This window comes from Amaricoccus sp. (assembly GCF_017995835.1).
Taxonomy (GTDB): domain Bacteria; phylum Pseudomonadota; class Alphaproteobacteria; order Rhodobacterales; family Rhodobacteraceae; genus Amaricoccus.
On sequence record NZ_JAGOID010000008.1, the window covers coordinates 1 to 12,421 of the forward strand.

The following is a 12,421-nucleotide window of genomic DNA, read 5'->3' on the forward strand; positions in this document are numbered from 1 at the left end:
GGGTCTCATGCTGGCCGTTCGCTGGCAAGCGAGCTTGGCCGTCGCGGCGGGCGCTCGGTGCGGGCCGAGCTTTTCACCCCGCATGCGGGGTGAAAAGCTCAACCACCGCAAGGGTGCACTGATGAGCAGGCAAGCTATGCGAGGCCGGGGGGTCGAGGGAAGGGTGACCGACGCGCCGCCCGACAACTGGGTGGATCGCCGGGCGCCGGTCCGCGTCCTGCCCTACCTGCGGCTGGCCCGGGCCGACCGGCCGGCGGGGACGTGGCTCCTGCTCATTCCCTGCTGGTGGGGTCTCGCGCTCGCCCTCGCCGCCGATCCGGCCGGGCCACGGCCGTTCGACCTCTGGGTGTTCGCGGGCTGCGCCATCGGCGCCTTCCTGATGCGGGGGGCCGGCTGCACGTGGAACGACCTGACCGACCGCGACTTCGACGCGCGCGTGGCGCGGACACGGTCGCGGCCGCTGCCCTCCGGGCAGGTCACGCCCCGCGCCGCCTTGGTCTGGCTCTGCGCCCAGGCGGTTCTCGCCTTCGGCGTGCTCCTGAGCTTCCCGCCGACCGCGATCGCCTTCGGCGTGGCCTCGCTGGCGCTGGTCGCGGTCTATCCCTTCGCCAAGCGGTTCACCTGGTGGCCGCAGGTCTTTCTTGGGCTCGCGTTCAACTGGGGCGTCTGGCTCGCCTGGGCGGCGCACGGGACGCCGGTCACCGCCGCCACGGCGCTGCTCTATGCGGCGGGCGTCGCCTGGACGCTGTTCTACGACACGATCTATGCCCATCAGGATCGCGAGGACGACGCGCTGATCGGCGTGCGCTCGACCGCCCGGCTGTTCGGCGCGCGGACGAGGCCCTGGCTCGGCGGGTTCCTCGCCATCGCCGTGGCCTGCGCCGGCCTCGCGGTCTGGCTCGCCGCGCTGTCCGGCGGCGCCCTCGCCGCGGGGCTCGCCGGCGTCGCCGGCTTCGGCGCGCATCTCGGCTGGCAGCTCCGCCGGCTCGACATCGACGACCCCGGGCTCTGCCTCGCGCTCTTCCGCGCCAACCGCGACGCCGGCCTGATCCTCGCGCTCGGCCTGGCCGCGATGAGCCTCGCCTGAAGGCGCGCCCGCGCGGCGGCGCGCGGGTTGCGCCGGAGGCGCTGCACGTGCGAAGGGGAGCGCGTGACCCTGACCATCGCCACCTGGAACATCAATTCCGTGCGCCTGCGCGCCGAGGCCGTCGCCCGGCTGTTGCGCGAGGAGGCGCCCGACATCCTGTGCTTGCAGGAAACCAAGTCCCCGGTCGAGAAGCTCCCGCTCGACACCTTCGCCGCCATGGGCTGGAGTCATGTCGTCGCGCGCGGGCAGAAGGGCTACAATGGCGTGATGATCCTGTCGCGTGTGCCGATCGAGGACGCCGGAGGCCCCCGATTCTGCGCCCGCGACGACGCCCGCCACGTCGCGGCGCGGCTGCCGTCCGGCGCGATCCTGCACAACTTCTACGTCCCGGCCGGCGGCGACGTGCCGGACCCCGCGGCCAACCCGAAGTTCCGCCACAAGCTCGACTTCCTCGACGAGATGCGCGCCTGGTTCGCGACCGAACGGCCGCGCGCGGCGATCCTCGTCGGCGATCTCAACATCGCGCCGCGCGAGGACGACGTGTGGAGCCACAGGCAGCTCCTGCGCGTGGTGTCGCACACGCCGGTCGAGGTCGAGGCGATGGCGGCGACGCAGGGGGCCGGCGGCTGGGTCGACGTCACCCGGGCGCATATCCCCGACGGCCGGCTCTACTCCTGGTGGTCCTATCGCGCGCCGGACTGGGCGGCGGCCGACAAGGGCCGCCGGCTCGACCATGTCTGGGCCACCCCCGACCTTGCCGATCGCTCCGGCGGCAGTCGCATCCTGCGCGCGGTCCGCGGCTGGGACGCGCCCTCGGACCATGTCCCGGTCCTCGCGGAGTTCGACGCATGATTTCAGCCGGGATCGAAGGCCCCGTCGCCCGCATGGTCCTCGACCGGCCGGAGGCGCACAACGCGCTCGACCAGGAGGCGATGCGCCGGCTCACGGCGCTTCTCGCCGACTGGTCGGAGCGGACCGAGATCCGCGCCCTCGTCCTCACCGGGCGCGGCCGCAGCTTCTGCGCCGGGGCGGCGCTCGGCGACGTCGCCGGGCAGGACTGGTCGGAGAACCCGCTCACCGCGCTCTGCGACGCGCTCGAGGCCTTTCCGGCACCGACCATCGCGGCGCTGAACGGCGGCGCCTACGGCGGGGGCGTCGAGATCGCGCTCGCCTGCGACTTTCGCGTAGGCGTGACCGGGATGCGGGCCTTCGCGCCGCCGGCGCGGCTCGGGATCCACTACGATCCGGCCGGCATCCGTCGCGCGATCGACCGGCTCGGCGCGCAGACGGCGCGGCGGATGTTTCTCCTCGCCGAGACCTTCGACGCCGAGGCGCTGCTCGCCACCGGCTTCCTCGACTGGCTGGTGGCCCCGGAGGCGCTGCAAGCGAAGGCCGACGAGGTCGCCGCGACCGCGTCCGGCCTCGCGCCGCTCGCGGTGCGCGGCATGAAGCGCACGATCGTCGAGCTGTCGCGGGGCGCGCTCGACGCCGACGCCGCCCGCGCCCGGATCCGCGCGTGCTTCGCCTCGGCCGACCACGCCGAGGGCCTCGCGGCCCAGCGCGAAAAGCGCGTTCCGCGCTTCGAGGGACGTTGAGCGGGTGGGTCCGGAGCCGCGACGCCGCGATTGATCCGGAGCGGCGGGCAGGATAAAGGACGCGCGTGCCATGAGTAAGCGGTATCCGTTGGCGATGATCGACCCGAGTGCGCGCGCCAGCGCAACGCCAGCAGCGCGTCCGGGAGGACGCCCGTGACCCTCGCCCTGGTCGCCCCGAGCTTCGATGCGGTCTCCGAGACCTTCATCGCCGATCACGTCCGCACCCTCGCGCCGGCCGACACGGTGCTCGTCTGCCGGGAAAGCGTCGGCGCGGAAAAGTACGGTCTGCCGGTGCTGAGCCACATGGCGCCGGAGCCGGTTGCGTTCGGCAGGCTCGACGCCAGGCTGAAGCACATCGTCCAGCGCCTGCGGCGCAAGTACGGCCCCTCGCTCGGCTACGACGACCGGATGCGGCTTATCGCGTTCTTCCGCGACCACGAGGTCGACCGGGTGCTCGGCGAGTTCGGCTATTCCGCCGTGATGGTGGCCGACGTCTGCCGGAGGCTCGACATCCCTCTCTACGTCTACTTCCGCGGCATGGACGCCTCGGCCACCGCGACGCGCGGGCACATGCAGCGACGCTATCGCAAGCTGTTCGCGCAGGTGAAGGGGGTGTTCTGCGTGTCGCAGGCAATCGCGGACCGGGTGGTGGCGATGGGCTGTTCGCCGGGGCTGATCACGGTGAACGCGAGCGGCGTCCTTGTCGACCGGTTCCAGCCGGGCGACCCGGACCCCAACCGCATCCTCGCCGTCGGGCGGCTCGTGGACAAGAAGGCCCCGCACCTGACGATCGCGGCTTTCGCCGGCATCGCCGCGCGCTACCCCGAGGCGCGGCTCGACCTCGTCGGCGACGGGCCGCTGGCGGCGCGCTGCCGCGAGGCGATCGCGGCGCACGGGCTGGGAGACCGGGTGACGCTGCACGGTTCGCTGTCGCACGATGCGGTGAACCGCCTGATGCAGCGGGCCTCGATCTTCGCGCAGCATTCGGTCACGGCCCCGAGCGGCGACATCGAGGGCTTCCCGACTGCGATCGCCGAGGCGATGTCCTCGGCGCTCGCCACCGTCTCGACCCGCCACAGCGGCATCCCCGAGCACGTGATCGACGGCGAGACCGGATTGATCGTCGAGGAAGGGGACGTGGCCGGCATGGGAGAGGCGATGGCGCGCCTCCTCGCCGACCCGGCGCTGGCGCGGCGTCTCGGCGCGAACGCCCGCGAGCACGCCCGGGCGCGCCTCGATCGCGAGCGCTCGCGCCAGCTCGTTCGCGACACGATGGGCCTTCCTGCGCCGCTGCCGCGGCGGACTGACGGGAGTCCCGCTCAGGGCGGCCCGACGGCGTCTCAGCCGACCTTGTAGCCCCAGAAGCTGGTGTGGTTCGCCGCGAAATAGCCGTCCGCGCCGCGGTAGAATCCCTGTAGCTCCACCGTGTCGTCCTTGGCCAGCGCGGCGACCGTCTGGATCCAGAGCGCGGTGGCGAGCGTGACATGCGCTCCGGAAATCTCGCCGAGCGAGCCGGGGATCTCGGTCGTGCCGTTCTTCACCAGTCGCCCCCGCATCCTCGCCGTCGTGCTGGCGTTGATCCGGTGCAGGAGCGTCGCCCCGAGCGCGTAGAAGCCCGCGACCGGCGCGCGGAACTGGTTAGTGGCCGGGTCGAATGCGTTCTGATCGTTGGACTCGGCCGTGTTGATCGCGATCTTCGTCCAGACGTCGAGCGCGGCGTAGTTGTCGAAGTTGGTCGAGGCCTTGAACCGCGGCAGGCGCGGCTGGTCGACGACGCCGGTCGCGTCGTCGATCGAGAGTGCGTCGCGGAAGTTCGCCCCGTCGGGCGAGACCGAGACGCGGAAGCGGTTCGAGCCGAACAGTCCCGCCACCGCACGGGTCACGAACCCCGTCTGCAGCGCGAAGCCCGCATCCTTGTCCGCCGCCTGCCGGTTCAGCGACAGCCGCAGGCTGCCGGTTCCGCCCTCGGTCGTGCCCCGCGCGTCCCAGAGCGCGTCGTTCAGTTTCGCAACGAACGGGGTTGCCGCGTCGGCCGTCGCCCCGAGGCCGAACCGCGTCGCGTTCTGAAGCTCGGTCGGCGCGCCGCCGAGCGCGGTCCAGACCCCGGCGGAGGTGCGCAGGAGCAACCGGTCGGTCGCCATGTCGTAGACGCGCCAGCCGGGCCGTGGCGTGCTGAAGGCCCAGCCGCCGTTGCGCCAGGAGGCGATGTTGCCCGCCTCGCCGCTCCAGTCGCCGCCCGGCGTCGCCCCGAGGTGATAGCGGTCGCCCTCGACAGCGGTCGCGGGCGGCGTAGTCGCGTCCATGGCGAGGACGGCGCAATGCACCAGCGCGTCGAGCTCGGAGAAGGCCTCGTTCACAGTCACGTGCTTCTGGGCCTGGGCCGGGGCGATGAAGGACAGGCTGAGGTTCGGGGACTTGTACACGGGATCGACGCGCCTCCTGCGATGCTGGGGCACGTCCGTATCACGCAGCCGCGCATAGTTGCCGCCGGCGCCCGAACAGCGCGCGGCGCGCGGCCCGGAACCTCGGCGCTCGCGGTCAGGGGAGGGGGATATACTCCTCGTCGTCCCCGGGAGGCAGGCGGAAGCGGCCGTGGGTGAAATCGCCCGAGCGCCACGCCTCCTTCGCCGCCTCGATGCGCTCCTTCGACGAGGCGACGAAGTTCCACCAGATGTAGCGGGGGCCGGCCATCGTCGCGCCGCCGAGCAGCATCAGCCGGGCGCCCTCGGCGCCGGCGGCGAGTGCGAGGCGGTCGCCGGGACGGAACACCATCATCCGCCCGGCCTCGAAGTCCTGCCCGCTGATTGAGACGCTGCCGCTGACGATGTAGACGCCGCGATCCTCGTGGTCGTCGGGCAACGGCACGCGGGCATGGGGCGCGAGCGTCACGTCCGCGTAGAACATCTCGCTCGACACCGCGACCGGCGAGCGACGGCCCCAGGCCGCGCCGAGGATCAGCCGCGCCGTCGCGCCCTCGGCCTCGATCTCCGGCAGGGCTTCCCTGCCCTGATGCTCGAAACTCGCCGGCCTGTCCTCCGCTGCCTCGGGCAGCGCCACCCAGGTCTGGATGCCGAACAGCGAATGCGGGCGCTTGCGGGTCTCGTCGCTGGTGCGCTCGGAATGGGTCACGCCCTCGCCGGCGGTCATCCAGTTCACCGCGCCGGGCAGGATGACCTGGTCCGAACCGATGCTGTCGCGATGATGGAACTCGCCGCGGAAAAGATAGGTCACGGTCGCGAGCCCGATATGCGGATGCGGCCGCACGTCGACGCCCTGGCCGGTGACGAACTCCGCCGGGCCGGCCTGGTCGAAGAAGATGAAAGGCCCCACCATCTGCCGCTTTGGCGCCGGCAGCGCCCGGCGCACCTCGAAGTCGCCGAGGTCGCGGGCGCGGGGGATGATCAGCGTCTCGATGTGATCCATCTCTGCGACGCTCGGGCAGATGGGATCGGCGGTCGGGTTCCAGCTCATGGCCTCACTCCTCCTCCGGGTCACTCCAGACTTAACCCGGGCGGCGGAGACGTAAACCCCCTTGGTCAGTCGGCCTCGGCCCCGCTCGTCCCGAGCAGTCGGCCCTCGGAGCCCAGGCGGTCGCGGCGGAGCGTGAAGATCCCGGCGCCGACGATGATGGCGGCGCCGGCGAGCGTCCAGGCGTCCGGCCATTCATCGAAAAGCAGGATGCCGAGCAGGATCGCCCACAGGATCAGCGTGTAGCGGAACGGCTGGGTGAAGCCGATCTCGCCGGTCCGCATGCTGACCACGCCGAAGACGTAGCCGACCTGGAGCGCGGCCGCCCCGGCCGCGAGGACGAGCAGATGCCCGGGCTCGACCGGCCGCCACTCGGTCGCCGCCGCGGCGAGGCCGAACGCGACGGTCATCGCGACCGAGGTCACCGTGACGACCCAGGTCGCCGGCGCGTCCGGCGAAAGCGCGCGCGTCGAGAGGTCGCGCAGGACGACCAGGACGACGGTCGCGACGACGAGAAGCGCGTAGGGGGTGAACCCTTCCGAGCCCGGGCGAACAATGACGAAAACGCCGAGAAGGCCGACCAGGATCGCCGCATATCGCCGCCACCCGACCTTCTCGCCGAGAAACGCAGCGGCGCCCAGCGTCACCGCCAGCGGGACCGACTGGAGGATCGCGGTGGCGTTGGCGATCGGCATGTTGAAGAGCGCGGTCAGGAAGCACGCCGTCCCGAGGATCTCCGCAAAGGCCCTCTGCCCGACCAGTCGTCGGTCCCGCCGGCCGGGCCGAAAGCGCAGCGCGCCCTGCCCCCAGGCAAGCCCGCCGACGAAGATCGACGCGAAGATCCCGCGCAGGAAGACCGCCTGGTAGAGCGGCAGGTCGTCGGCGAGCGTCTTGATCAGCGCGTCGTTGAGCGAGAATCCGATCATCGAGGCGCTCATGAAGGCCGCGCCGCGAAGATTGGCGGCGCGCGAGGCGGCCGGCGTCACCGCCCGGCCGCCTCGGCGGCCCGCCGGCGGGCGACCTGCATCACCCAGAGCGTGGTGCCGATGCTCACGACGGAGCAGACGAACATCAGCCACAGAAGCGGCCAGGCGCCGGTTCCGGGTCCGAGCATCGCCCCGGCGAGGACGGAGAGCGCCGCGCCGCCGCCGATCATCAGGGCGCCGCCGAGCCCGGAGGCGGAGCCCGCCAGATGCGGCCGCACCGACACGATGCCGGCGTTGGCGCTCGGCAGCAGCAGGCCGTTGCCGACGCCGACGAGCCCTATCGTTCCGAAGAACGTGGTCGCCGACTGCAACCCGAGGGCAAAGAGCCCCAGCGCCAGCGCCATCCCGGCGGTCGCGACGAGGCTGCCCGACAGCATCATCCGGTTGAGCCCGACCTGCGCGGCGAAGCGGCCCGACAGGTAGTTGCCGAGGAGATAGCCGAGCGCGATGACGCCGAAATACGCCCCGACCTCGGCCGGGCCCATGTGCAGGAACTCGGTGGCGACCAGCGGCCCGCCGCCAAGGAAGGCGAAGAAGGTTCCCGAGGCGAAGCTCGCCGTCGCGGTGTAGCCCCAGAAGCGCGGCGAGCGGAGCAGCTCGGGATAGGCGCGGAACTGCGCGGTCAGGCTCTCGGACGGAGTCGTGTTGGTCTCGCCCTGGTCGGCCCAGATCAGCGCCGTCACGGCGACGCCCACCGCGAAGGTCAGTCCGAACACGGCGCGCCAGCCGAAGGCCTCGTCGACGAAGCCGCCGATCACCGGAGCGATCATCGGCGAAAGCGACATGCCCATCGTGATGTAGCCGATGAGGCTCGCCGCCTCGTCCGTGCCGACCATGTCGCGCACGATGGCGCGGCTGAGCGCGAAGGCCGAGGCGACCGTCGCCTGCGCCATGCGGAAGGCGAGGAACCACTCGATCGTCGGCGCGAAGGCGCAGCCGAGCGTCGCGAGCAGGAACACCGCGAAGCAGCCGAGGGTCACGGGCCGCCGTCCGTAGCGATCCGAGAGCGGGCCGAGAACGAGCTGCAACACCGCGGTCAGCCCGAGGTAGGCCGAGACCGTCAGCGACGCGACGCCATAGTCCGCATGGTAGTGCGCCGCGAGCGACGGCAGCGACGGCAGCACCATGTTCATGTTCAGGGCGGAAAGCCCCGTCATCAGAACCAGCGTGACGACATGCGGCGGGGTCCGCCGGTCGAGCCAGACCGCGGGCGGGCGTGGCGTTCCCGTGCGGGACTGCGTCGCCATGGCGTTTCCGTTCCCCTCGGCGGGTCGACCGCCCGCCTTCCGAATGCCGGGGCGCCGGATCATGCCCGCGCCGCGTCCTCGCGAAAAAAAAGAACCCGGCCACGTGGGGCCGGGCTACGCAATCGCGACGCCGGCGCCTGCGCGCCGGAGCGCGTTCAGCGGATCAGGGCGAGATGTCCCGCGGAGGCGCGGCCGTCGCGCCCCGATTCGAGCTCGTAGCTCACCTTGGTGCCGTCGGGAAGCTCACGCAGGCCGGCGCGCTCCACGGCCGAGATGTGCACGAACACGTCCTTGCCGCCGGCATCGGGCTGGATGAACCCGAAACCCTTGGTGGCGTTGAACCATTTCACCGTTCCGGTGGCCATTAAGTCGTCTCTCCGCTCTTCCGCCCGCGGCATGCGGCGGCTCGGGCAGTCCGACCAGTTTCGAGAAGTCTGACCGGCCGGAAGACGAGCAGAGAGTTCACGTGGGGCGGTGCTGCCGGCAACGCCGATACAAGAACATGATGCGAAAGGCAACCCGAAGCCGATCGGGGAGCGGGTCGGCGGCCTTCCGTGGGCCCTTCGCGTCGTGGGCCGGACCGCCGGCTCGGCCTAGCGGTCGGGCGTCCCGGCGCCGGGCTCGCGCAGGCCGAGGACGTCGATCATGTCGTAGAGCCCGGGCTCCCGATCCTGACCCCAGAGCGCGGCCCGCACCGCGCCGCGGGCGAAGATCGCCCGGTCGGTCGCCATGTGGCGCAGCACGATCCGCTCGCCCGGGCCCGCGAAGATCACCTCGTGCTCGCCCACCACGTCGCCGCCGCGCAGGGTCGCGAAGCCGATCGCGCCCTCGGGCCGCGGCCCGGTCTGGCCGTCGCGCGACCGGACGCCGAGGTCGGCCAGGTTCGCGCGCCGCCCGGCCGCCGCCGCCTCGCCCAGCATCAGCGCCGTGCCCGAGGGCGCGTCGACCTTGTGACGGTGGTGCATCTCGAGGATCTCGATGTCCCAGTCCGGGCCCAGCGCCTGCGCGACCTTGCGCGCCAGCACCGTGAGCAGGTTCACCCCGAGGCTCATGTTGCCCGCGCGCACGATCGCCGCGTGTCGTGAGGCCGCGGCCAGCTTCTCCATGTCCTCGCGCTCGAGGCCGGTCGTGCCGACCACGTGGACGATGCGCGCCTGGGCGGCCAGCTCCGCGTGGAAGACCGTCGCGGCGGGGGCGGTGAAATCGACCGCCGCGTGCGAGACGGCGAAGGACTCGATCGGCTCGTCGGTGACCACGACGCCGAGGGCGGCCCTCCCCAGCGCCACGCCAAGATCGACGCCGATCCACGGGTGCCCGGGCCGCTCCGTCGCCCCCGAGATGCGCGCGCCCGGCGTCGCGAGGATCGTGTCGACCAGCATTCGTCCCATCCGGCCCGAGGCGCCGAGCACCGCGATCCCGACCGTCTCCGTCATCTCCGCCTCCCCCGTTCCGGGTCGATCTTGACTTCGGGGGAGCGCGGGTGGATGTCAATCCGATGTCCAGGGCAAGGGATCAGACCGGCGGCGCCCCGTCGCAGCGCCAGCTCCGCGTGGGAGAGGTGATCCGGCGCGCGCTCTCCGAGGTTCTCGCGCGCGGCGACGTGCACGACCCCGATCTCGGCCGCGCCTCGATCACGGTCTCGGAAGTGCGCGCCTCGCCCGACCTGCGGCAGGCGACGGCCTACGTCCTGCCGCTCGGGGGCGTCGATACCGAAGCCGTCGTCAAGGCGCTGAACCGCAATCGCGCCGAGCTGCGCCGCCTCGTCACCGGGCGCATCGACCTGCGCTTCTCGCCGGAGTTGAACTTCCGCGCCGATGCGAGCTTCGACCGCATGGACCGGACGCGCGAACTGTTGCGCTCGCCGTCGGTCAGCCGCGACCTCGCGGAAGACTGAGAGCGCGTAAATCTTTCGAAGGTTGACGAAACCATGCCAAATGAAATCAATCAGTTAGTCGGCCAGAATCGGCCGATTTTCCGAAAGATTCACACGCTCTGAGCCGGGGAGATCCGCCGATGGCGCGCCGTCAGAGCGGCCGGCCGGTGCATGGCTGGCTCGTCCTCGACAAGCCGGCCGGACCCTCCTCCGCCGCGATGGTGGCCAAGGCGCGCTGGGCGCTCGCGGCGCGCAAGGCCGGCCATGCCGGGACGCTCGACCCCGCCGCGACCGGCGTGCTGGCGATCGCCTTCGGCGAGGCGACCAAGACCGCCGCCCATGCCGTCGACGCCGAGAAGACCTACCGTTTCGCGGTGCGCTGGGGCGCCGCCACCTCGACCGACGACGCCGAGGGCGAGGTGATCGCCCGGAGCGCGCAGCGTCCCGACCCGGCGGCGATCCGCACCGCGCTGGGCGACTTTCGCGGCGACATCCTTCAGATCCCGCCCGCCGTCTCGGCCGTGCACGTGGACGGCAAGCGCGCCTATGCGCTCGTGCGGGCGGGGCAGGCGCCCGAGCTGGCGGCGCGGCCCCTGCGCGTGGCGCGGCTCGATCTCGTCGCCACCCCGGACCCGGATACGGCGGTGCTGGAGATGACCTGCGGCAAGGGCGGCTATGTCCGCGCGGTGGCGCGCGACCTCGGCGCGGCGCTCGGGTGCCTCGGCCATGTCGCCGAACTGCGCCGCCTGCGCGCCGGCCCCTTCGGCATCGAGGAGGCGATCGGCATCGAGGAACTCGAACGCCTCGCCCGCACGCCGGAACTCGAGGCCCGGCTCCTGCCCGTCACCGCCGGCCTCGCGGGGCTCTCCGAACTGCCGGTAGGCCGGCGCGAGGCGCAGACGCTCGCCAACGGCGGCGCCGTCGCGCTGCCGGACGCCGGACTGCGCGACGGCGAGACGGCCTGGGCCAGCGCCGAGGGACGCCCGCTCGCGCTCGGCGTCTGGCGCGGCGGCGTCTTCCGTCCCGACCGGGTGTTCGTTTTCGAGACGTAGGCCCGGTTTCCGCGGTTCCCGCGGCAAACCCCGTTGCAGCGGGCCATCAACCGGAGTAAGGACCGCCCCGGTTCGGAGTGTAGCGCAGCCTGGTAGCGCACCTGCTTCGGGAGCAGGGGGTCGGAGGTTCGAATCCTCTCACTCCGACCAGATCCCCCCGTCATGCGCCCCCGAAGGGCATCGCGGTTCTCCGCATCGGAGGCTCATCGGAGAAGGACCGTCTCGCGACGCGCCGCGGAGGGCGGCGGGCGGCGCTTCGATGACAGCCATCATGCGCGGAAAGAGGGGGGAAAGGTCAGGAATCGTGGGCGTGGGCGTCCCCCGCCGCGCCGTGGTGGGCGCAGGTGACGGTCGGGTTGTACTGGGCGAAGACGCCGTTCGGGTTCTCGCGGTAGAGCCAGACGTGACGGTCGTAGTGCGGCTCGAAGCCGTGCGCCTCGTCGAGGTCGGTGGCGGGGTCGTCCGCCATGCGGTCCCAGGGCCGGCCGTGGAAACTCGGCGGCGCGTCGTTGCCGGCCTCGGCCCAGGCCCTGGCGAAGACGAGGTTCTCGACGGCGACCAGTTCGAGCTTGCCGTCGGCTTTCGGCTCGTAGATCAGCACCGAGGGCTGGCGGAACTCGGTGTGGGTGCCGACGCCGTCGACCCGCGGGTTCGGCGGAGCCGAGATGCCGAGGAGGTCGGGGCGGAAGTAGTGGACGCCCATGGCCCCGAGCTCGGCGGACTTGCCCATCATCGCCGCGTCGTCGCACATGTTGCCGGGGTCGCGGATATAGCCCTCGGCGAGAGCCTCCTCGACATGGCGAAAGCGCTCGGTCACGGCGCGGATTTCGGCGAGCGACGGCTCGCCGGGCGCCGGCTCGGACGAGGCGTCGATCCGGGCGGCGATCTCGACGGGAAGGCCGTGGGCGAGCGCCGGCGCCGGCAGGGCGAGGGCGACGAGCAGGGCGAGGCGGAGGAAGCGGTTCATCTTGTGGCTCCTGGCTGGTCGGTGGCGACACTCCGGCGGCCGTGGCGGCCGCCGTTCGCGTCCACGGTCCGTCTGCTGAACGAAGGTTGCGGTCTGTCGGTCAGTCCGCGCCGACGCATCGGCGACGTGGCGTCCGGCTGTCGCCG

Annotated in this window: 13 protein-coding genes and 1 tRNA gene; 7 read left to right on the forward strand and 7 right to left on the reverse strand. The window is 72.1% G+C overall.

The features are described 5' to 3' along the window. Positions 1 to 121: 121 nt before the first annotated feature. From ubiA to KBA23_RS02465, 4 genes are all read left to right on the forward strand, one after another. Complete coding sequence (gene ubiA, locus KBA23_RS02450) at positions 122 to 1,087, forward strand: 4-hydroxybenzoate octaprenyltransferase (protein WP_290736433.1); 966 nt, start codon at positions 122 to 124, stop codon at positions 1,085 to 1,087. Positions 1,088 to 1,150: 63 nt separating this feature from the next. Continuing rightward, the gene (locus tag KBA23_RS02455) at positions 1,151 to 1,939 is read left to right on the forward strand and encodes an exodeoxyribonuclease III (protein ID WP_290736436.1); all 789 of its coding nucleotides are present in this window, start codon (positions 1,151 to 1,153) and stop codon (positions 1,937 to 1,939) included. Further along, positions 1,936 to 2,682, forward strand: coding sequence for an enoyl-CoA hydratase/isomerase family protein (locus tag KBA23_RS02460; RefSeq protein ID WP_290736441.1), 747 nt, complete (start codon positions 1,936 to 1,938; stop codon positions 2,680 to 2,682). The genes KBA23_RS02455 and KBA23_RS02460 overlap by 4 nt, the downstream gene beginning before the upstream one ends. A 153-nt stretch (positions 2,683 to 2,835) precedes the next feature. Beyond that, positions 2,836 to 4,038 (forward strand): glycosyltransferase, encoded by a 1,203-nt coding sequence (locus tag KBA23_RS02465; protein ID WP_290736444.1) that lies wholly within the window; start codon positions 2,836 to 2,838, stop codon positions 4,036 to 4,038. Here KBA23_RS02465 and KBA23_RS02470 read toward each other — a convergent pair. The 6 genes from KBA23_RS02470 to dapB form a co-directional block, all read right to left on the reverse strand. After that, positions 4,023 to 5,105, reverse strand: a complete 1,083-nt coding sequence (locus tag KBA23_RS02470; protein WP_290736447.1) for a DUF2793 domain-containing protein — start codon at positions 5,103 to 5,105, stop codon at positions 4,023 to 4,025. The two genes, KBA23_RS02465 and KBA23_RS02470, sit on opposite strands and share 16 nt — an antisense overlap. Before the next feature lie 115 nt (positions 5,106 to 5,220). Further along, complete coding sequence (locus KBA23_RS02475; RefSeq protein ID WP_290736450.1) at positions 5,221 to 6,153, reverse strand: pirin family protein; 933 nt, start codon at positions 6,151 to 6,153, stop codon at positions 5,221 to 5,223. A 65-nt stretch (positions 6,154 to 6,218) separates the two neighbouring features. Next, positions 6,219 to 7,136, reverse strand: a complete 918-nt coding sequence (locus KBA23_RS02480) for a DMT family transporter (RefSeq protein ID WP_290736453.1) — start codon at positions 7,134 to 7,136, stop codon at positions 6,219 to 6,221. Then, complete coding sequence (locus tag KBA23_RS02485; RefSeq protein ID WP_290736456.1) at positions 7,133 to 8,383, reverse strand: multidrug effflux MFS transporter; 1,251 nt, start codon at positions 8,381 to 8,383, stop codon at positions 7,133 to 7,135. Before KBA23_RS02485 ends, KBA23_RS02480 begins: the two co-directional genes overlap by 4 nt. A gap of 155 nt (positions 8,384 to 8,538) precedes the next feature. After that, positions 8,539 to 8,748 (reverse strand): cold-shock protein, encoded by a 210-nt coding sequence (locus tag KBA23_RS02490; protein ID WP_290736460.1) that lies wholly within the window; start codon positions 8,746 to 8,748, stop codon positions 8,539 to 8,541. Between the two features lie 228 nt (positions 8,749 to 8,976). Continuing rightward, entirely contained in the window at positions 8,977 to 9,816 is an 840-nt protein-coding gene (gene dapB, locus KBA23_RS02495) for a 4-hydroxy-tetrahydrodipicolinate reductase (RefSeq protein ID WP_290736463.1), read from the reverse strand. A 62-nt stretch (positions 9,817 to 9,878) separates the two neighbouring features. Here dapB and rbfA point away from each other — a divergent pair, with 62 nt between their 5' ends. The 3 genes from rbfA (at position 9,879) to KBA23_RS02510 (ending at position 11,458) form a co-directional block, all read left to right on the forward strand. After that, positions 9,879 to 10,277, forward strand: coding sequence for a 30S ribosome-binding factor RbfA (rbfA, locus tag KBA23_RS02500; protein ID WP_290736467.1), 399 nt, complete (start codon positions 9,879 to 9,881; stop codon positions 10,275 to 10,277). Between the two features lie 119 nt (positions 10,278 to 10,396). Beyond that, on the forward strand, positions 10,397 to 11,308 hold the full coding sequence (truB, locus tag KBA23_RS02505; protein WP_290736471.1) for a tRNA pseudouridine(55) synthase TruB: 912 nt from the start codon (positions 10,397 to 10,399) through the stop codon (positions 11,306 to 11,308). 73 nt (positions 11,309 to 11,381) lie between these two features. After that, positions 11,382 to 11,458: transfer RNA gene (locus tag KBA23_RS02510), tRNA-Pro, on the forward strand. A gap of 145 nt (positions 11,459 to 11,603) precedes the next feature. Here the strand turns inward: KBA23_RS02510 and KBA23_RS02515 are convergent. Continuing rightward, positions 11,604 to 12,275 (reverse strand): hypothetical protein, encoded by a 672-nt coding sequence (locus tag KBA23_RS02515; RefSeq protein ID WP_290736474.1) that lies wholly within the window; start codon positions 12,273 to 12,275, stop codon positions 11,604 to 11,606. Between the last annotated feature and the right edge of the window lie 146 nt (positions 12,276 to 12,421).